General features: G+C 69.1%; 19 protein-coding genes. 10 read left to right on the forward strand and 9 right to left on the reverse strand.

Annotation, left to right across the window (positions count from 1 at the left end; translation table 11 throughout):
- Positions 1 to 2 precede the first annotated feature (2 nt).
- Together A5697_RS23255 and A5697_RS23260 are read left to right on the forward strand one after the other, a co-directional pair.
- Positions 3 to 1,124, forward strand: coding sequence for a glycoside hydrolase family 76 protein (locus A5697_RS23255; protein ID WP_068012180.1), 1,122 nt, complete (start codon positions 3 to 5; stop codon positions 1,122 to 1,124).
- On the forward strand, positions 1,121 to 3,070 hold the full coding sequence (locus A5697_RS23260) for an acetoacetate--CoA ligase (RefSeq protein WP_068012181.1): 1,950 nt from the start codon (positions 1,121 to 1,123) through the stop codon (positions 3,068 to 3,070). The genes A5697_RS23255 and A5697_RS23260 overlap by 4 nt, the downstream gene beginning before the upstream one ends.
- Here the strand turns inward: A5697_RS23260 and A5697_RS23265 are convergent.
- Positions 3,029 to 3,736, reverse strand: coding sequence for a DedA family protein (locus A5697_RS23265; protein ID WP_068012182.1), 708 nt, complete (start codon positions 3,734 to 3,736; stop codon positions 3,029 to 3,031). The genes A5697_RS23260 and A5697_RS23265 overlap by 42 nt on opposite strands.
- Positions 3,737 to 3,794: 58 nt before the next feature.
- Here A5697_RS23265 and fbaA point away from each other — a divergent pair, with 58 nt between their 5' ends.
- Positions 3,795 to 4,829, forward strand: coding sequence for a class II fructose-bisphosphate aldolase (gene fbaA, locus A5697_RS23270; protein WP_067944212.1), 1,035 nt, complete (start codon positions 3,795 to 3,797; stop codon positions 4,827 to 4,829).
- Positions 4,830 to 4,916: 87 nt separating this feature from the next.
- Here fbaA and A5697_RS23275 read toward each other — a convergent pair whose 3' ends face one another.
- The gene (locus tag A5697_RS23275; RefSeq protein WP_067944197.1) at positions 4,917 to 5,747 is read right to left on the reverse strand and encodes a hypothetical protein; all 831 of its coding nucleotides are present in this window, start codon (positions 5,745 to 5,747) and stop codon (positions 4,917 to 4,919) included.
- A 123-nt stretch (positions 5,748 to 5,870) separates the two neighbouring features.
- On the opposite strand from A5697_RS23275, the gene A5697_RS23280 reads away from it, so the two are divergent.
- Complete coding sequence (locus tag A5697_RS23280) at positions 5,871 to 6,284, forward strand: DUF3151 domain-containing protein (protein WP_067944198.1); 414 nt, start codon at positions 5,871 to 5,873, stop codon at positions 6,282 to 6,284.
- Here A5697_RS23280 and A5697_RS23285 read toward each other — a convergent pair.
- From A5697_RS23285 to A5697_RS23295, 3 genes are read right to left on the reverse strand one after another with little or no spacing between them, the layout of a single operon-like run.
- Positions 6,281 to 7,177, reverse strand: coding sequence for a cation diffusion facilitator family transporter (locus A5697_RS23285; protein WP_067944199.1), 897 nt, complete (start codon positions 7,175 to 7,177; stop codon positions 6,281 to 6,283). The two genes, A5697_RS23280 and A5697_RS23285, sit on opposite strands and share 4 nt — an antisense overlap.
- Positions 7,178 to 7,217: 40 nt before the next feature.
- Positions 7,218 to 7,991, reverse strand: a complete 774-nt coding sequence (locus tag A5697_RS23290) for a site-2 protease family protein (protein ID WP_068012183.1) — start codon at positions 7,989 to 7,991, stop codon at positions 7,218 to 7,220.
- A gap of 9 nt (positions 7,992 to 8,000) precedes the next feature.
- The gene (locus A5697_RS23295; protein ID WP_068012184.1) at positions 8,001 to 8,633 is read right to left on the reverse strand and encodes a peptidase M50; all 633 of its coding nucleotides are present in this window, start codon (positions 8,631 to 8,633) and stop codon (positions 8,001 to 8,003) included.
- 296 nt (positions 8,634 to 8,929) lie between these two features.
- Between A5697_RS23295 and A5697_RS23300 the strand changes: the two genes are divergently transcribed.
- The 6 genes from A5697_RS23300 to A5697_RS23325 all read left to right on the forward strand — a co-directional run bounded on the left by A5697_RS23300 (position 8,930) and on the right by A5697_RS23325 (position 14,941).
- A complete protein-coding gene (locus A5697_RS23300) occupies positions 8,930 to 9,895 on the forward strand; it encodes a histidine phosphatase family protein (RefSeq protein WP_067944203.1) in 966 nt (321 codons plus the stop codon).
- Between the two features lie 223 nt (positions 9,896 to 10,118).
- A complete protein-coding gene (locus A5697_RS23305) occupies positions 10,119 to 11,417 on the forward strand; it encodes an adenylosuccinate synthase (RefSeq protein WP_068012185.1) in 1,299 nt (432 codons plus the stop codon).
- Positions 11,414 to 12,064 carry a PaaI family thioesterase gene (locus A5697_RS23310; protein ID WP_067944207.1) on the forward strand — a complete coding sequence of 217 codons (651 nt, stop codon included), beginning with the start codon at positions 11,414 to 11,416 and terminating at the stop codon, positions 12,062 to 12,064. Before A5697_RS23305 ends, A5697_RS23310 begins: the two co-directional genes overlap by 4 nt.
- 29 nt (positions 12,065 to 12,093) lie before the next feature.
- Positions 12,094 to 13,290 carry a formate-dependent phosphoribosylglycinamide formyltransferase gene (gene purT / locus A5697_RS23315; protein ID WP_068012186.1) on the forward strand — a complete coding sequence of 399 codons (1,197 nt, stop codon included), beginning with the start codon at positions 12,094 to 12,096 and terminating at the stop codon, positions 13,288 to 13,290.
- A complete protein-coding gene (locus A5697_RS23320; protein ID WP_067944210.1) occupies positions 13,287 to 13,718 on the forward strand; it encodes a rhodanese-like domain-containing protein in 432 nt (143 codons plus the stop codon). Before purT ends, A5697_RS23320 begins: the two co-directional genes overlap by 4 nt.
- Positions 13,715 to 14,941 (forward strand): O-succinylhomoserine sulfhydrylase, encoded by a 1,227-nt coding sequence (locus A5697_RS23325; protein ID WP_068012187.1) that lies wholly within the window; start codon positions 13,715 to 13,717, stop codon positions 14,939 to 14,941. Before A5697_RS23320 ends, A5697_RS23325 begins: the two co-directional genes overlap by 4 nt.
- Before the next feature lie 8 nt (positions 14,942 to 14,949).
- Here A5697_RS23325 and A5697_RS23330 read toward each other — a convergent pair whose 3' ends face one another.
- From A5697_RS23330 to A5697_RS23345, 4 genes are all read right to left on the reverse strand, one after another.
- Positions 14,950 to 16,329: an NAD(P)/FAD-dependent oxidoreductase gene (locus A5697_RS23330; RefSeq protein ID WP_067944381.1), complete on the reverse strand. Its 1,380-nt coding sequence runs from the start codon at positions 16,327 to 16,329 to the stop codon at positions 14,950 to 14,952.
- Between the two features lie 683 nt (positions 16,330 to 17,012).
- Entirely contained in the window at positions 17,013 to 17,624 is a 612-nt protein-coding gene (locus A5697_RS23335; protein WP_067944379.1) for a hypothetical protein, read from the reverse strand.
- 4 nt (positions 17,625 to 17,628) lie between these two features.
- Entirely contained in the window at positions 17,629 to 18,291 is a 663-nt protein-coding gene (locus A5697_RS23340; protein ID WP_068012188.1) for a TetR/AcrR family transcriptional regulator, read from the reverse strand.
- Positions 18,291 to 19,439 (reverse strand): acyl-CoA dehydrogenase family protein, encoded by a 1,149-nt coding sequence (locus A5697_RS23345; protein ID WP_068012189.1) that lies wholly within the window; start codon positions 19,437 to 19,439, stop codon positions 18,291 to 18,293. Before A5697_RS23345 ends, A5697_RS23340 begins: the two co-directional genes overlap by 1 nt.
- Positions 19,440 to 19,449: the final 10 nt, after the last annotated feature.

The following is a 19,449-nucleotide window of genomic DNA, read 5'->3' on the forward strand; positions in this document are numbered from 1 at the left end:
GTATGGATCAGCTATGGGCCAACCGCGCGGCCAGCTCCGAAGCCGCTGTCGCGCAACGACACCTGAAACGGCTGTGGGGGCTGCCAGGGACCCAGCTGGGCGTGGTGGCGTGGCCGGCGACTCGGCGCGACCGAATGTTCGGCACCTGGCACTACTGGTGGCAGGCGCACCTGCTGGATTGCCTGGTCGACGCGCAGCTGCGCGACCCGCAACCCGACCGGCACGCCAGGATCAACCGGCAGGTCCGCTCGCACCGGCTGCGCAACAACTTTCGCTGGACCAACAACTACTACGACGACATGGCCTGGCTGGCTCTCGCGCTGGAACGCGCCGCGCGCATCGCCGGTGTCGAACGCCACCGCGCCCTGCCCAAGCTGGCCGAGCAATTCCTCGACGCGTGGGTGCCCGAGGACGGCGGCGGCATCCCGTGGCGCAAGCAGGACCAGTTCTTCAACGCGCCGGCCAACGGCCCGGCGGGGATCTTCCTGGCCCGCTACTCCGACCGGATGCGGCGCGCCCAGCAGATGGCCGACTGGATCGACGAGACCCTGATCGACCCGGACACGCACCTGGTGTTCGACGGCATCAAGGCCGGCTCCCTGGTCCGCGCCCAGTACACCTATTGCCAGGGCGTGGTGCTCGGCCTGGAAACGGAGCTCGCGGCACGCACCCACGACGATCGGCACGCGCCCCGGGTGCACCGGCTGGTCGCGGCGGTCGCCGAACACATGGCGCCGACGGGCGTGCTGGCCGGCGCCGGCGGCGGGGACGGCGGCCTGTTCTCCGGGGTCACCGCGCGCTACCTCGCGCTGGTCGCCACCACCCTGCCGGGTGATTCGGCCGACGACGCCGCGGCCCGCGACACCGCCCGGCGGATCGTGCTCACCAGCGCGAAATCGGCGTGGGACTACCGCCAAACGGTGGACGGGCTGCCGCTGTTCGGCCCGTTCTGGGACCGCGACGCGGAACTGCCCACCCAGAGCGCCGGGGAAGCGCAGTTCGTCGACGGCGCGGTGAACAGTTCCGCGGTGGCCGAGCGGGACCTGTCGGTGCAGCTGTCGGGCTGGATGCTGATGGAGGCCGCCTGTAACGTCACCGCCGTGACCGCAGGGAGTGCGACGTGACCGAGCCCGGCAGCTGGATTCCCGACGAGGCCACGCTGGCGCAGGCAAACCTCACCCACTTCATGGCGTGGCTCGCCGAGACGGGACGCGGCCACTACGGCAACTACCACGCGCTGCAGCGCAAATCCGTCGAGGACATCGAGTGGTTCTGGGACGCCGTCTGGCACTACTTCGGCATCCAGGCGGACAGCCCACCCCGCGCGGTGCTCGGCAACCGTGCCATGCCCGGTGCCGAGTGGTTCCCCGGCGCCACCCTGAACTACGCCACCGAGATCTTCCGGCACGCCACCGACGAGCGGCCCGCCATGATCGTCGTCGGCGAGGACGGCGCCTGTGAGTGGTCGTGGGCGCGGCTGCGGCGGGAGACCGGCGCGTTCGCGGCCTACCTGCGCGGCCTCGGGGTGCGGCCCGGGGACGCCGTCGTCGGGTACCTGCCCAACGTCGCCGAAGCCGCCGTCGCCGCCCTGGCCGCCGCCAGCGTCGGCGCGAGCTGGGCGGTATGCAACCAGGACGTGGCCGTCGACGGCGTGATAGCGCGGCTGGGCCAGGTGGAGCCGGCGGTGCTGGTGGCCACCGACGGGTCGGTGTACGACGGCAAGCGCATCGACCGGCGCGCGGAGCTCGACACCATCCGGGCGGCGATGCCGAGCCTGCGGGCCACCGTGGTGGTGCCGCGGCTCGGGCTGGCGACCGACGCCGACAGCGTCGCGTGGGCGACGGCGGTGGAATCGGATGCCGAGCTGGACATGACCCCGGTGCCGTTCGCGCATCCGCTCTGGGTGATGTTCTCGTCCGGCACCACCGGCAAGCCGAAGGGCATCGTGCACGGTCACGGCGGCGTCGTGCTCGAGCACCTGAAGTACCTGCGCCTGCAACTGGAGCTGCACGCCGGCGAGCGCTTCCTGTGGTACTCGTCGACGAGCTGGATGATGTGGAACCTGCAACTGTCCGGGCTGCTGGCCGACACCACCATCGTCCTCTACGACGGCAGCCCAACGCATTTGGGCACCGACGGCCTTTGGCGGGTCGCCGCCGAGGCGGGTGTCAACATGCTCGGCGCCGGGGCGGGCTACCTGCTGGCCTGCGCGAAGAAGGAGCTCAAGCCGGGGGCGACGTACCCGCTGGACGGGTTGCGCGCCGTGGGTTCCACCGGTTCGCCGCTGCCCGCGTCCGGATTCCGTTGGGTCCAAGAGGGCCTCGGCCGGCCGGTGCCGGTGATCTCCATGAGCGGCGGCACCGACGTTTGCACCGCCTTCATCGGCGGGAGCGCCATCCTGCCGGTGGTGGCCGGCGAACTGTCGTGCATCTGCCTGGGCGCGGCCATCGAATCCTGGGTGGGGCCAAACCATCCGGTCATCGGGGAAGAGGGCGAGCTGGTGATCACCGAGCCGATGCCCTCGATGCCGGTGTTCTTCTGGAACGACGAAGACGGCAGCCGGTACCGCGCCGCCTACTTCGAAAAGTATCCCGGGGTGTGGTGCCACGGCGACTGGATCACCATCACCGATCGGGGATCCGTTGTGGTGCACGGTCGTTCGGACGCCACTCTGAATCGGCTGGGCGTGCGGATGGGCAGCGCGGAGATCTACACGGCGGTGGAGGGCATGCCCGAGGTGGGTGACTGCCTGGTGGTCGGGGTCGAGCAGGACGACGGCGGCTACTGGATGCCGCTGTTCGTGACCCTGGCCGACGGCGCCGAACTCGACGACGGGCTGCGGTCGCGGATCGTGGCCGCCATTCGTCAGCACGCCTCGCCGCGCCACGTGCCCGACGAGATCCTCGCCGTCCCCGGCATACCGCGGACGTTGACCGGCAAACGGCTGGAAATCCCGATCAAGCGGATCCTGCTCGGCGCCGCGCCGGGCGAGGCCGTGCAGCAGAGTTCGATCGACCGACCGGAACTGCTAGAAGCTTTCGTTGCGTACCGCAGGAGTCGAGTGTCCTGAGTCGGGCTCCCCGGCGGCCGGCTCCCGCCGGCGTGCCCGATAGCTTCGCCAGGCCGCGATGAGCGCCGGCGTCAGGGAGACGACCAGGATCACCAGCAGGATCTTCTGCAGGTTGTGGTGCACGAACGGCACGTTGCCCAGGAAGTAGCCCGCCAGCGTCACCCCGCCGCCCCACAGGATGCCGCCGACGATGTCGAAGCCCAGGAACACCGGGTAGCGCATGTACGACACCCCGGCGACCGGCGGGACGAACGTTCGCACGAATGGCGCGAATCGCGCCAGGATGATCGCCCACGGTCCGTATTTCTCGAAGAACGCGTGCGACTCCGTCACGTAGTGCTTCTTGAAGAACCGGGAGTCTTCCTTCTTGAACAGGGCCGGGCCGATCCGCCGGCCGATGAAATACCCGGTCTGATCGCCCAGGATCGCGACGAGGGCGACGGCGGGGGCCAGCACCCAGATGCTGGCCGGCGGGTTCGCACCCGCGGCCAACAGCCCACCGGTGAACAAGAGCGATTCGCCGGGCAGCAGCGGAAACAGCAGACCGGTCTCGATGAAGACGATGACCAGGATGCCCGGCAGCACCGCGGATCCGAAGACTCCGTCGGCGCCCAACCAATACATCGGGTCGAAGATGTGCGGCAGGGCCGTCACGGTGGTGCTCACGATGCTTCAACATACCGGTGTTGCGATACTGGACGGGCCCAGTCGCCAGGAGGAGCCCATGCCCATCGCCACCCCCGAGGTCTACGCCGAGATGCTGGGCCGCGCCAAAGAGAACTCGTACGCCTTCCCGGCCATCAACTGCACCTCGTCCGAGACGGTCAACGCCGCGATCAAGGGCTTCGCCGACGCCGGCAGCGACGGCATCATCCAGTTCTCCACCGGCGGTGCGGAATTCGCCTCCGGCCTGGGGGTCAAGGACATGGTGACCGGCGCCGTGGCGCTGGCCGAGTTCACCCGCGTGGTCGCGGCCAAGTACCCGATCAACGTGGCCCTGCACACCGATCACTGCCCCAAGGACAAGCTGGACAGCTACGTGCGGCCGCTGCTGGCGATCTCGGCGCAACGCGTGGCCGCGGGCGGCGATCCCCTGTTCGGATCCCACATGTGGGACGGCTCGGCCGTGCCGATCGACGAGAACCTGATCATCGCGCAGGAGCTGCTCAAGGAGGCCGCGGCCGCCAAGATCGTCCTGGAGATCGAGATCGGTGTGGTGGGCGGCGAGGAAGACGGCGTCGCCCACGAGATCAACGACAAGCTGTACACCACCCCGGAGGACTTCGAGAAGACCATCGATGCGCTGGGCCACGGCGAGCACGGCAAGTACCTGCTGGCCGCGACGTTCGGCAACGTGCACGGCGTGTACAAGCCCGGCAACGTCAAGCTGCGCCCCGACATTTTGGCCCAGGGGCAGCAGGTGGCCGCGGCCAAGCTGGGTCTGCCCGACGGATCCAAGCCGTTCGACTTCGTGTTCCACGGCGGGTCGGGCTCGCTGAAGTCGGAGATCGAGGAGTCGCTGCGCTACGGCGTGGTGAAGATGAACGTCGACACCGACACCCAGTACGCGTTCACCCGCCCGATCGCCGGCCACATGTTCACCAACTACGACGGCGTGCTGAAGGTCGACGGCGAGGTGGGCGCCAAGAAGGTCTATGACCCGCGCAGCTACCTGAAGAAGGGCGAGGCATCGATGACCGAGCGCGTGGTGGAGGCCTGCGACGACCTGCATTGCGCCGGAAAGTCCGTGGGCCGCTAGCCCGGCTTCGCCGAGCGTGCACTCATGGCGAAATTCCGGCTCGAAACTCGCCCTGGTTGCACGTTCGGCGCTGAGGGGCGCTAGAGCCTAGCCGCTGGGGGACTGGCAGATCTTCCACTGCTCGTCGCGGTACTGCAGGTCCAGGCTGCGGGTCGACCGCAGCGAGGGGTCGTACGCCATGAACGTGGTGACGTTGGCCTCGGCGTGCTGGCCGTTGACCACCACCTGGTCGATGCTGGCGATCACCGGATACTGCTTGGCCGCCGAGACCCGGCGGTAGGTCTCGTCCCACGAGTGCTCGTCGTAGTCCGCGTATCCGTCGCGGGTGGTGCCACACGTGATGGTGCGCAGCGTGGTCAGATCACCCTTTTGTATCGCGGTGTCGAAGCTCTGGATCGTGGTACGAACCTGGTCTTCCTGCGAGACCTTCGTGTGTTTGCCGCGGGTGAGCAGCACCGTACCCAGGATCGCGATCGCGGCCACCGCCAGCACGATCAGGACCAGCGCCAGCACCCAGCCCCAGTTGAACTGCCGAGACGTGCGGAGCTTTCCTCCCAGCCGGGGCGGGATCGATTGCGGCACAGCCGGTTTGGCGGGCTGACCGAACTGTGCGGTCTGACCTTCCGGCGGTGTGTGGAACACCTCCGTGGCGGGCTCCGGGGTGGTGGCGATCACCGTGGTCTCTTTGGCGTCGAAACCGGGCGCGGTGAAGCGGCGCTCGCGCTGCTGGCCGTCCGCATCCTCCTGGGGATCCGCCGGGTTGCCGCCGGAATCGGGTCTGATCACCACGGTCTCGGTCTCGGAGTCGCTCGGTACCAGCGGGACGCTCTCGGTCGCGTCCTCGCCTGATTGCGCGGCCCATTCGTGCCCGGGCGGATTCGGCGCGCCGCTGCGGTCGGGCTCGGGTGGCTGGGGCATGAGTACGGCTGTCCTCCGCTATCGGGTGGGGTAGTTGGAGAGCTTAGCGACCCGTCCCCCTCGATGGGGTGATGGTCGAGGTCCGCCACCCCGGCGAAACGGGGCGGCTGCAGAATAGGAGCCATGACGCCGCCGCGAGACCTCCTGGGACCTGATCCGACACTGCTGCCGGGCGACCCCGACGCCGAGGCGGAGCTGCTCGCCGGCGAGAAGCCCGGGATCGTCGCCGCCGCGCACCCGTCGGCGTCGGTGGCCTGGGCCGCACTGGCCGAGCAGGCGCTGGCCGACGACCAGGCCATCACCGCCTACGCGTACGCCCGCACCGGCTATCACCGCGGCCTGGACCAGCTGCGGCGCAACGGCTGGAAGGGTTTCGGCCCGGTTCCCTATGCGCACGAGCCGAACCGCGGGTTCCTGCGGTGTGTGGCGGCGCTGGCGCGGGCCGCCGACACGATCGGCGAGCCCGACGAGTACCTGCGCTGCCTGGACCTGCTCGACGATTGCGACCCCGAGGCGCGCCCGGCCCTGGGGCTCTAGAAGTTTTCCGAACAGCCCGCGTCGCCCGGGGTGTCGATCTGGACGGTGGCGTGCTGCAGCCCGCGGGCCGACAGCACCGCACGCGCGTCGTGCAGCACCCGGGTGGAGTCGCCGGTGCTCCGCAGGTGCGCGGTGCACATGTCCTTGCCCGGCGACAGCGTCCAGACGTGCAGGTCGTGCACCTCGGACACGCCGTCGACGGCGCCCAGCGCCGAGCGCAGCTCCTCCACGTCTATGTGGGTCGGCGACGATTCGGAGAGGATCCGCAGCGCGTCGCGGGCCAGCGAGATCGCGCGCGGCAGCACCCACAGCGCGACCAGCACGGCCACCACCACGTCGGCGTACGGCCAGCGCGTCGTCACGGTCACCACACCGGCGATCAGCACGCCCAGGCTGCCGACGCTGTCGGCGACGACCTCCATGTAGGCGCCCTTGACCGCAAGGCTCTCCCCGGAGTGCGACCGCAGCAGCAACGCGACCGCCAGGTTGGCGAGCAGCCCGGCCAGCGCGACCACGATCATCGGCACGCCGGGGATCGACGGGGTTTCCCTGAGCCGCTGGATGGCTTCCCAGAGGATGAACAGCGCGACGCCCATCAGCAGCCCCGCGTTGGCGACGGCCGTGAACACCTCGGCCCGGTGCCAGCCGTACGTCCGCGACGGTGACGAGCTGCCCCGGCGGGCCAGCGTCACGGCGGCCAGGCCCATGAAGACGGCGACGACGTCGGTCAGCATGTGGCCCGCGTCGGCCAGCAGCGCGATCGAGTTGATCAGCAACGAGGTGGTCAGCTCGATGACGAAAAACGCCGCCAGGATTGCGGCGGCGGCGATCATGCGGGGAATCAGCCGGGACCCGTCGGTCTCGGCGGGACTGTGATTGTGGCCGGCGCCCATGCCGTGCAATATATGCGGATCCGCGCATATATGGCAAGGGTCAGAACCAGCGGCTCCAGAAGCGGGTCAGCACGTTGCCCGCGGACACCAGCCACGTCGGCACACCCGAGAACTCGAACAGCCAGAGCACCATCTGAAAGAACCAGTGGCTGGCCGCCAGGAGCAGGAACAGCAAAATGAAAAAGCCGTACTGCTTGGCCGGCGCCACCGCGCGCTGCGTCTCGGGACTCAGGTGCGGCTCGAGGGCGTCGTAGCCGTCCAGGCCCGGGATGGGCAGCAGGTTGAGCACCACCGCGGTCAGCTGCAGGAAGCCCAGGAACGCCACGCCCGCCCAGAGCACCTGGTGGAAGGGGTCGTAGAACAACCGCGTCAGCGCCAGCAGCAGCACCGCAAGCACCAGGTTGGCGGCCGGGCCCGCCAGGCTGACCAGGCTGCGCCGGTTCGGGGTCATGAACCACGTCCGCACGTACACCGCGGCGCCCGGCAGGCCGATCCCGCCCAGCGCGATGACCACCATCGGCAGCAGGAGCGACAGCGCGGGATGGCTATAGCGCCGCGGATCCAGCGTCAGGTATCCGCGCACGGCGGCGTCGTGGTCGCCGAATCGCCAGGCGGTCACGGCGTGGCCGAACTCGTGCAGGCACAGCGACACCAACCAGCCGGCGATGACGAAGGTGAACACGCCGAAATACGCCAGCGGCCGCACGGTACTGCCGGCCAGCCACGCCAGCACGCCGCCCGTCGCCGTCAAGGCCAGCAGGGCCAGGAAGATGGGGCTGGGTCGGACCGATTCGCGCCGGGCGGGCAGGCTCACCGGTCGAAACTAGCGGACCGCCAGCCAGCCTTCGACGTTGCGGTAGAACGTCGACCGCCGCGCCGGGCGCGACGCGGGCACGCCGTCGCGCACCACCGTGACGCCGGTGCTGCCCAGCTGGACCGCGCGGCCGGCGACCCAGCGGCGCCGGCCCGTTCGCACGCGGGCGCGCAGGCCCGGGACGGTCAGCGTCGGCTCGACGTCGACGGCGGGGGCGTCACCGTCGAACAACACGGTGTCGTCGACGACGGCCTCGCCGCGCAGGCGCCGGTCCTCGCCGGGCAGCCAGCCGGCGCGCCCGACGACCACCGACCCGGTCTCGTCGCGGACCAGGGTCACGCGCCGGGCGGGCCCCTGCCGGGCGCGCCGCGCCGCGCGCCGCCCGGCGGGCAGGCGGTAGATCCGGGTCGCGCGGGTGCGGCGGCGCGGCACGTAGGCCACCTCGATGTCGAGCCGGTCTGCGCGCAGCAGCCGGGTCAGCACGGCGGCCAGGTCGGCGTCGGCGCCTACCACGACGAGCCGGCGGTAGCGGCCGATCGCGGCATCGGTGCCGGCCGAGTGAACCGGCATGCCGGTCAGCGGGCGTGGCACGCGCCGATCGCCGAACAGCAACACCGCCACGGCGGGATCTTCTCGCGTCACGTGCCGTCCACGTCAGCAGTCCCAATATCCTTGTCGTTCAACAGTTTTCGTCCGAACAGCGGCCAGACCGTCTGTGCACGAAACGATCTCACTATAACGACACAGTCACAACATGATTTCGGACTGCGAAAATCGTTGCGCCACCGCCTGGTAGCAACCGGATACTTTACTCCTGCCACGGGGTCAACGAATGGGTGGCCAAGAGAACGGAGAACTGCCATTCGCCGACTCATCGCCGTCTTCTCAACCGCGCGAACCGCGCCGTTCGGGCCTGTTACGGGCCCCACGCGCCTCCATTGCTGACGAAGCAACTCCGCCGTGCTGGTGCCGTAGCGTTCTCGGCCGTCCTGCTCTGCGTCGGGCCGGCGACCGCCTCGGCCGACGAATCGATCGTGATCGACTTGGTGCGGCACGGCCAGTCGGAGGCCAACGCGGCGGGCGTGATCGACACGTCGGTGCCCGGAGCAGTACTCACTGCGCTCGGCCAGCAACAGGCGCAGAGCATCGCCACGGCGCTCGCCGCGAAGGGGTCGGTGGCCGGAATCTTCGCGTCGCAGTTGGTCAGGACGCAGCAGACCGCGGCGCCGTTGGCGTCCATGCTGGGAATGAACGTTCAGGCGTTGCCGGGCCTCAACGAGATCGACGCCGGCGTTTTCAACGGCCTACCCCAGTTCAGCCTTGCGGGGCTGGTGTACCTGCTCGGCCCGGTGGCGTGGCTGCTGGGGCTGCGCATCGTGCCGATGCTGGCTCCGGGCTCCACCGACACCAACGGGTTCGAATTCGACAGGCGCTTCAACGGCGCGCTGCAGACGATGTACGGCAACGCGGTGACCAACGCGAGTCGCTTCAACGACTCCCTGCAATTGATGTACGGCAATGCCCTGGCCAACCCGGTTCGGTCCGTGGGCGGCAAGATCACCGAAGTGGCGGTCTCCAGCGAGTTTGCGATCGGCGTCGGCACGATGATGAGTGTCAAGAACCCCGATCCGCTGCTCTTGCTCTTCGATCCGCTGCCAAACGCCGGCATCGTCGAGATCCAGGGCAATCCGCACGATGGCTGGACGCTGGTCAGCTGGAACGGGAAACCCGTGTGGCCGGGGTGGGCGGCCAAGAAGCCCGGTCGTGACAGGAAGGGCTTGTGCCTGATGTTGGACGCACCGACCCAAGGCGGCGTGTGTGCGGCCAAACCGTCGGAGACGGCAAGCGCTCCGGCCGCCGGCGCACGGGCGGAAATGCCGCTCAGCGGGCGGCTGCCCGGATGAGCAGGGGCCTTGGCACAAGCCCGTCGCTACCCGACGTTTAGGATCGCCACGTGAGCGCGCCAAGCAAAGACGCGTCCGGCTACGCGCACGGTGCCGTGGTGGTCAACCGGGGCGCTGGTGCAGGTCGGCAGCTCGAGCCAACGGGCGATGCCGAAAACCGTGGCGGCGCTGCAAGATACGGCGCGTTGCCAGCAGGGCCACAGTAAGCAGGCGGGAGCAAGTCATGCCGGCAATCGTCCTCATCGGCGCCCAATGGGGCGACGAGGGCAAAGGTAAAGCCACTGACCTGCTCGGTGGACGCGTGCAGTGGGTGGTGCGCTATCAGGGTGGCAACAACGCCGGGCACACCGTCGTGTTGCCCAGCGGCGAGAACTTCGCGCTGCACCTGATCCCGTCGGGAGTGCTGACCCCCGGCGTCACCAACGTCATCGGCAACGGTGTGGTGGTCGACCCCGGTGTGCTGCTCGACGAGCTCAAAGGCCTCGAGGACCGCGGCGTGGACACCACCAAGCTGCTGATCTCCGCCGACGCGCACCTGCTGTTGCCGTACCACGTGGCCATCGACAAGGTCACCGAGCGCTACATGGGCAACAAGAAGATCGGCACCACCGGGCGCGGCATCGGGCCCTGCTACCAGGACAAGATCGCCCGCCAGGGGATCCGGGTCGCCGACGTGCTCGACCCCGGCCAGCTGACCCACAAGATTGAGGCGGCGCTGGAACTGAAGAACCAGATCCTGGTCAAGATCTACAACCGCAAGGCGCTGGACCCGCACCAGGTCGTCGACGCGCTGCTGGAACAGGCGGAGGGGTTCCGCCACCGCATCCGCGACACCCGGCGGCTGCTCAACGCCGCGCTCGAGACCGGCGAAACCGTGCTGCTGGAGGGTTCCCAGGGCACCCTGCTCGACGTCGACCACGGCACGTATCCCTATGTGACGTCGTCGAATCCGACCGCCGGCGGCGCCGCCGTCGGCTCCGGCATCGGGCCCACCCGCATCACCACCGTGCTCGGGATCCTCAAGGCCTACACCACCCGCGTGGGCTCCGGGCCGTTCCCCACCGAGCTGTTCGACGAGAACGGCGAATACCTGTCCAAGACCGGCGGCGAGTTCGGCGTGACCACCGGGCGGCGGCGTCGCTGCGGCTGGTTCGACGCCGTGATCGCTCGTTACGCCACGCGGGTCAACGGCATCACCGATTTCTTCCTGACCAAACTCGACGTGCTCTCCAGCCTGGAAACGGTGCCGATCTGCGTCGGCTATCGCATCGACGGCGAGCGCACCACCGACATGCCGATGACCCAGACCGACCTCGCCCGCGCCGAGCCGATCTACGAGGAGTTGCCGGGCTGGTGGGAGGACATCTCGGACGCCCGTGAATTCGACGACCTGCCCGCCAAGGCGCGTGACTACGTGCTGCGGCTGGAAGAGCTTGCCGGAGCGCATGTTTCGTGCATCGGCGTCGGCCCGGGGCGGGAACAGACGATCGTGCGACGCGACGTCCTGGCGGCCCGCCCGTGACCCACCCGTCACCTGAGCCGGATCCCAAAGAACTCGACCCCGAATACGAACACCACGGCGGCTTTCCCGAATACGGCCCGGCCAGCCCCGGCCCGGGATTCGGCCGGTTCGTCGCGGCCATGCGGGCGCTGCAGGACCTGTCCGTGTCCGCCGATCCCGGCGATGACCTGTGGGACGACGCGGCCGACCGCGCCGAGGCCCTGGTGCGGCTGCTGGGACCGTTCCAGGCCGACGAGGGCAAGGCGCCGGCCGGGCGGACGCCCGACTTGCCGGGCATGGGCAGCCTGCTGCTGCCGCCCTGGACGCTGACGAAATACGCTCCGGACGGCGTCGAGATGACCGGCTACTTCAGCCGGTTTCACGTCGGCGGGAACCACGCCGTGCACGGCGGCGTGCTCCCGCTGCTGTTCGACCACATGTTCGGCATGGTGTCGCACGCCGCCGGGCGTCCCATCAGCCGAACGGCCTTCCTGCACGTCGACTACCGCAAGGTCACCCCGATCGATGCGCCGCTGTCGGTGCGCGGCCGGGTCACGAGCACCGAGGGCCGCAAGGCGTTCGTGGCCGCCGAACTGCTCGACGGCGACGAAGCGGTGCTGGCCGAGGCCAACGGGCTGATGGTGCGGCTGCTTCCCGGGCAGCCCTAGGGCGCTCGGAACCGACCTATCCTTGAGCGGTGACTGACGGCTTCACCGAAGGACAAGACGACAAGACGATCGTGCTCGCCGTGCCATCGCAAGCGCCGACGGAAGAAGCGGACACGAGGCCGCGCGTCGTGTTGCTGGGTTCCGGAGACCTCAGCCGGGAACTGGCGATCGCCCTGGGGCGACTGGGCGCCTCGGTGATCGCCGTCGACGAGCGCCCCGCGGAGGCGGTCGCCGATCAGTCGCTTACAGTGCCGTTGACCGACGCCGACGAGCTGACCAGGGCGGTCCGGGGTGTGCGGCCGGACGTTGTGGTCACCACCACCGACACGGTCTCGCCCCAAGCGCTCGAGGGCCTCGAGGGCGCGCAGCTGGTGCCCGGCGCTCGTGCGGTCCGGCTCGCCGCAGACCGGGAGGGCCTGCGCCGGCTGGCCGCCGACGAGTTGGGGCTGCCCACCGCGCCGTTCTGGTTCGTCGGCTCGCTCGGCGAACTCGAGGCGGTCGGCGCCCACGCGGGCTACCCGCTGCTGGTGAAGCCGGTGCTCGCCGCCGCCGGGCGGGGGCAGTCGGTGGCTTCGGGCCCCGACGACATCGCGGCGGCCTGGCAGCGCGCGACCGGAGGGCACGGGGAACAGCACCGGGTGCTGGCCGAGACCGTGGTGGAGGTCGAGTTCTACGTCACCCTGCTGGCGGTGCGCAGCGACGGGCCCCAGGGGCCGGTGATCGACTTCTGTACGCCCATCGGCCATCGCGAGGGCCTGGAGTCCTGGCAACCGCAGCAGCTCAGCCCGGCGGCGTCGGACGCCGCCAAATCGATCGCCGCGCGGATCGTCAAGGCGCTCGGCGGCCGCGGCGTCTTCGGCGTCGAATTGATGATCAACGGCGACGAGGTGTACTTCGCCGACGTCACGCCGCGCCCCGCCGACAGCGCGTGGGTGACGGTGCGCAGCCAGCGGCTCTCGGTGTTCGACCTGCAGGCCCGCACCATCCTCGGCCTGCCGGTGGACACCATGATGATTTCGCCGGGCGCGGCGCGCCGGGTGCAGCGCGCCGACGGGCCGGCCGCCGCCCTGGCCGGGGCGCTGGCGGTGCCGGAGAGCGACCTGCGCGCCGTCGGGCGCGGATACCAGGCACTGGCGACGGCGCCCGACGTGGCTGCGGCGCGCGAGCGCGCCCGCGAGGTGGCGAACCGGTTGACCCAACGACCTCGTTACGATCCGAGTTCATGAGCACAGAGCGCGCAGGCTACGCCGGAGACATCACGCCAGAGCAGGCATGGGAACTGCTCAACGACAACCCCGACGCTGTGCTGGTCGACGTGCGCACCGATGACGAATGGCGGTTCGTCGGGGTGCCGGACCTGACCAGCCTGGGCCGCGAGGTGGTGTTCATCGAGTGGAACAGCTCTGACGGCAGGTACAACGAAAACTTCGCCGACGAACTGCGCGACCGGGTGCCCGAAACCGAGGCCGAACGTCCGGTCATCTTCCTGTGCCGCTCGGGCAACCGCTCCATCGGCGCCGCCCAGGTTGCCACCCGGACCGGCATCACCCCGGCCTACAACGTGCTGGACGGGTTCGAGGGTCACCCGAACGCGCGGGGGCTGCGGGGCGAATCGGGTTGGCGCGCCATCGGATTGCCCTGGAAGCAGCTATGACCGACCCCTCGGGGGAGTCCGTCCGCACCCCCAAGGCGCTGCCCGACGGGGTCAGTCCGGCCACGATCGGCGTGCGCGGCGGGCTGCTGCGCTCGGGATTCGACGAGACGGCCGAGGCGATGTTCCTGACGTCCGGCTACGTCTACTCCTCGGCCGCCGTCGCGGAGAAGTCGTTCACCGGCGAGCTCGACCACTTCGTGTACTCGCGGTACGGGAACCCGACCGTGACGATGTTCGAGGAGCGGTTGCGCCTGATCGAGGGCGCCCCCGCGGCGTTCGCCACCGCGAGCGGAATGGCGGCGGTGTTCACCGCGCTGGGCGCGCTGCTGGCCGCCGGGGACCGGCTGGTCGCGGCGCGCAGCCTGTTCGGGTCGTGCTTCGTGGTGTGCAACGAGATCCTGCCGCGCTGGGGCGTCGAGACCGTCTTCGTGGACGGCGACGACCTCGCGCAGTGGGAGGAGGCGCTGTCCGTGCCCACCGCGGCGGTGTTCTTCGAGACGCCGTCGAACCCGATGCAGTCGCTGGTGGACATCGCCGCGGTGGTCGAGCTCGCCCACGCCGCAGGCGCAAAGGTGGTGTTGGACAACGTCTTTGCCACCCCGCTGCTGCAGCAGGGCATTCCCCTCGGGGTCGACGTGGTGGTGTACTCGGGCACCAAGCACATCGACGGTCAGGGCCGGGTGCTGGGCGGCGCCATCCTCGGCGACAAGGAGTACATCGACGGCCCGGTGCAGAAGCTGATGCGGCACACCGGACCGGCGCTGAGCGCGTTCAACGCCTGGGTGTTGGTGAAAGGCCTTGAGACGCTGGCGATCCGGGTCGAGCACAGCAACTCCTCGGCGCACCGGATCGCGGAATTCCTGGAGACCCATCCCGCGGTGAGCTGGGTCCGCTACCCGTATCTGCCGTCGCACCCGCAATACGAGCTGGCCAAGCGGCAGATGTCCGGCGGCGGCACGGTGATCACCTTCGCCCTCGACTGCCCCGACGACAAGGCCAAGCAACGGGCCTTCGAGGTGCTGGACAAGTTGCGGCTGATCGACATCTCCAACAACCTGGGCGACGCCAAATCCCTTGTCACACACCCCGCCACCACCACCCACCGGGCGATGGGCCCGGAGGGCCGCGCCGCCATCGGCCTCGGCGACGGCGTGGTCCGGATCTCGGTCGGGCTGGAGGGCACCGACGACCTGATCGCCGACATCGACCAGGCTCTGAGCTAGCCGAAGAGCTAGCCGGCCTGTTTCTCGGCGGCCTCGATGCGTTCGGCCGCCGCCAGCGTCCCCTCTTGGGCCTGCCGCTCCACCCAGTCCACCACCGGCCGGGCGTACATCATCTGGCTGGTGATGGCCATCTGGCCGCGGGTGCGGCCCAGGAAGGAGATCCCCCAGGAGAACATGGCGGCGATGCGGTTGCGGAAGCCGACCAGATACAACAGGTGCAGCAGCAGCCAGGCCAGCCAGGCGATGAAGCCGCCGAACTCGAGCTTGCCGACCTTCGCGACCGCGCTGTACCGGGAGATCAGGGCCATGCTGCCCTTGTCGAAGTACTTGAACGGCTTGCGGTTGGCCGGATCGTCGTGGCCCTTCACCGCCTGCTTGATCAGATTGGTGACGTATTTCGCGCCCTGGATCGCGCCCTGGGCCATGCCCGGTACGCCGGGGACCGACATCAGGTCGCCGATGACGAACACGTACGGGTGCCCCTTGACGGTGAGGTCGGGTTCGACGATGACCCGTCCGGCGCGGTCCGTCTCGGTGCCGTCGGACTGTTCGGCGACCATTTTGCCCAGACCGCTGGCCTGCACGCCCGCGGCCCACACCTTGCACGCGCATTCGATGCGGCGCTCGCTGCCGTCGGCGTCTTTGACGGTGATGCCCATGTAGTCGACCGCGGTCACCATCGCGTTGAGCTGGATCTCGACGTCCATCTTCTGCAGCCGGCGTTGCGCCTTGAGGCCCAGCTTCTCACCCATCGGCGGCAATACCGCGGGCGCCGCGTCGAGCAGGATGACCCGGCATTCGCTGGGGGTGATCGTCCGGAAGGCCCCGGCCAGGGTGCGCTCGGCGAGCTGGACGATCTCGCCGGCCAGCTCGACCCCGGTCGGCCCGGCGCCGACCACCACGAACGTCAGGCGGCGTTGCCGCTCGTCCGGGTCGGTGGCGACCTCGGCGGCCTCGAACGCGCCGAGGATGCGGGCCCGCAGCTCGAGGGCGTCGTCGACGCTCTTCATGCCGGGCGCGAATGCGGCGTACTCGTCGTGGCCGAAATAGGACTGCTGCGCGCCGGCGGCCACGATCAGGCTGTCGAAGGGCGTCACCGTCTGCATGCCCATCAGGTGTGATGTCACGGTCTTCGCCGTCAGGTCGATGCCGCTGACCTCGCCCCACAGCACCCGGACGTTTTTCTGTCGGCGCAGGATCAGCCGGGTGGTCGGGGCGATGTCGCCCTCGGACAGGATGCCGGTGGCCACCTGGTACAGCAGCGGCTGGAAAAGGTGGGTGGTCGTCCTCGAGATCAACGTGACGTCCACGTCGGCCCGCTTCAGGGCCTTGGCCGCGTTCAAACCGCCGAATCCGCTTCCGATGATGACGACGCGATGACGCGACATGCTTACCCCTTATTGGCCTCGTCGTTCTGGTCGCATGCTGTTTGCAACGCATGTCCACCGTACGACTAGGACACCTCGGGCGTCACGGCGAGGCGCAGATCGGCACGGGCGCCCGCAGATCCGGCTGTCGCACAGGACAATCCGGGTGAACGCAGCGGTACGGCAAGGGATCGCCCGCCCTGGGGGGTGGACGATCCCTTGCCGAAGTCGCGGATATGGCCTGCTGTTACTGGCAGGTCAGGGACGGACCGCAATCGATGGTTATCGGCGTTGTACAAGCCGAAGCCGCGCAGACGGTGAATCCGAGCATCGCTGCGAGAATGATCTTGCCGGTCAATCGTGACATAACACCAACCCCGTTCATGGATGGAAATTTCCCTTGTTTGCCCGATCGCCCGATTACCCGATGGCGGGAGTCTACGGCGTCTTTTCCGTTGCCACAGTGGATTTCGAAAACCGGCGCGCCGAACTCATCGCCGGAAGTTGCGTGTCCGCGTGACATGTATTGAATTCAATCGGATGGAAGTTTCCGGCGGATCAATGGTGGCCGCGGAGATATTCGAGAATGGTAATCCTACCCTTAGTCTGGCCGGGGTCGGCCGGCCGCAATGGATGCAGGCGCACCCCTTCGGCGCTGCCCACATCCGGAACAGCCACTCGCGCAGCCCATTTCGGGGTTGCGGCTAGAACGGCCACCCGTTGGAGTTGTCCTTGAACTTGCCGTTGACCGCTGTGCAGAAGTCGTCGGAGGTGCCGGCGAGCAGGACGTAATACGTCTCGCCGCGGCGGCTCTCGAAGGTGTTGGGCGTGCTCCAGCCGCTGTTGCAGAGCGAGTTCTGCGCGCCGGCCGTGGCCCTGCGCCAATTCGTCTTGGCGCAGGCCGACAGCCCGTCCATGTTGGGCGTCGCGCTCTTGGCCGCGACCACCATCGCGCCACCCCATTGCCCATCGCTGCGCCGGTAGGCGCGCGCCCCGAACCCAGCGTTGTTGGTCTGGCATGCCAGCGCCCGGCGCATCAGCGAGAAGGGAGCGGCCAGTTGGGGATTGGCGCTCGCGGCGGCGGCCGTGATGAATTGCGCCGCGTCCGAGCCGTCGGCCTCCTGCACGTTGGGAGTGCCGAAGCTGAACAGCTGCTGCGCGATCCCGGCATTGGTGCCGCCACCGATGATCGGGCCACCACCGCTGGATGTCATCGGGGGCAGAGCGACGGTGGGGTCGGCACCGGCGGCCGGCGCCACGACGACGGCGCCCAGCGCGAACGCGGCGGCCATGTTACGGAGCGCGGTGAGTCTCATGGCTTCATTCCAGCACGTGTGCGTAGTCGGCGCGACGGTCGTCGCGCACCAATGCGTGCAGCAGGTGGCGGGTCTGCAGCCGGATGTACTCGTCGCGGGTGTAGGCCGGGCCGAAATGCCAGTGCTTGAGCGCCCAGCCGTGGGCGAGCAGCATGATGTCGAACACGGTGACGTCGACGTCGACATCGCGGAAGACGCCCGCGGCGATACCGGCTTCGATGACCGCGCGCAGGGGTGCCGCGGTAGCGATTTCGAGTTCCTTGATCCTGGCCCGGTCGGCCGGCGCCAGTGTCCGGCTCTCCCGATAGGTCAGCACCACGCCGTCGAGGTTCTCGTCCACGATCTGGATGTAGCGGCCGATGCCTGCGGCCAGTTGGTCGACGACGTCGTCGCCGGCGGCGGCCATCACGGGCGCCAGCTGGTCGCGGAACACGTCGAGGATCCGCACGATCGTGGCCAGCAGCAGGTCCTCCTTGCCGCCGAAGTAGGTGTAGATTAGGCCGACGCTGACCTTGGCCTCGGCGGCCAGATCCTGCATGGACATCTGGTGGAAGCCGTGCCTTCCCATCACCTTGACCGCGGCGTCGAGCACCTGGCGGCGCCGCGCGCTGGCCCGGGCCGCGCGGACGGCCTCCTCGACGGGCAGGGCGCCATAGTCAACGGCCATCAGATGCCCAGGTCCTTGGCGACGATCGTCTTCATGATCTCGTTGGTCCCGCCGTAGATCGTCTGGATGCGGGCGTCGACGAACGCGCGCGCCACGGCGTACTCGCGCATGTAGCCGTAGCCGCCGTGCAGCTGCAGGCAGCGGTCGGCGGTTCGCACCTGCAGGTCGGTGGTCCACCATTTCAGCCGGGCGGCCCGCGCCGCGGTCAGCTCGCCGGCGAGGTGCTGGGCCAGGCAGTCGTCGAGATAGGTTCGGGCGACGTCGATTTCGGTCGCCACCTCGGCGAGAACGAATTGGCTGTGCTGGAAGCCGGCGATCGGCGTGCCGAACGCCCGGCGTCCGCGCACGTACTCCAGCGTCTCGCCCAGGATGGCCTCGGCGGCGGCCACCGCCCCCACCCCCAGCGCAAGGCGCTCCTGGGGCAGGTTCTGCATCAGTTGGTAGAAGCCGGCGCCCTCTTCCCCGAGCAGATTGGCGACCGGCACCCGCATGTCGGTGAACGTCAGCTCGCTGGTGTCCTGGGCGTGCAGGCCGATCTTGTCCAGGTTGCGGCCCCGGGAGAAGCCCGGGGTGTCGGCGTCCACCACCAGCAGCGACAGGCCTTTGTGGCGATCGGGTGACGTCCGCACCGCGACGACGAACAGGTCGCCGCATTGGCCGTTGGAGATGAACGTCTTGCCGCCGTTGACGACGTAGTGGTCGCCGTCCCGGACCGCCGCGGTGCGGATCCCGGCGAGGTCGCTGCCGGTGCCGGGTTCGGTCATGGCGATGCCCAGCACCGTCTCGCCGGTCACCACGCCGGGCAGCCACCGCCGTCGTTGCTCGGGCGTGGTCAGCTCGGTGAGATAGGGCAGTACCACGTCGTTTTGCAGCGTGAACGCGATGGCCTCTGCCGCCGCGCCGGCCCGCTGCAGTTCGTCGATGACGATCGCGTTGTAGCGAAAGTCGTTGACCCCCGGGCCGCCGAGCTGCTCGGGCACCGAAAAGCCGAGCAGCCCAAGCTTTCCCGCCTCGAGGAACAGCGAGCGGTCCCACTGCCCGCGGGTTTCGGCCCGCTCGTGCGCCGGGACCACCACCCGCTGCACGAACTCGCGGACGAGCGCCCGGAACTGCCGGTGCTCTTCGGCGTACTCCAGCCGTGCGGCCATGTCTTCCCCG

This window comes from Mycobacterium sp. E3251, assembly GCF_001666835.1.
Taxonomy (GTDB): Bacteria; Actinomycetota; Actinomycetes; order Mycobacteriales; family Mycobacteriaceae; genus Mycobacterium.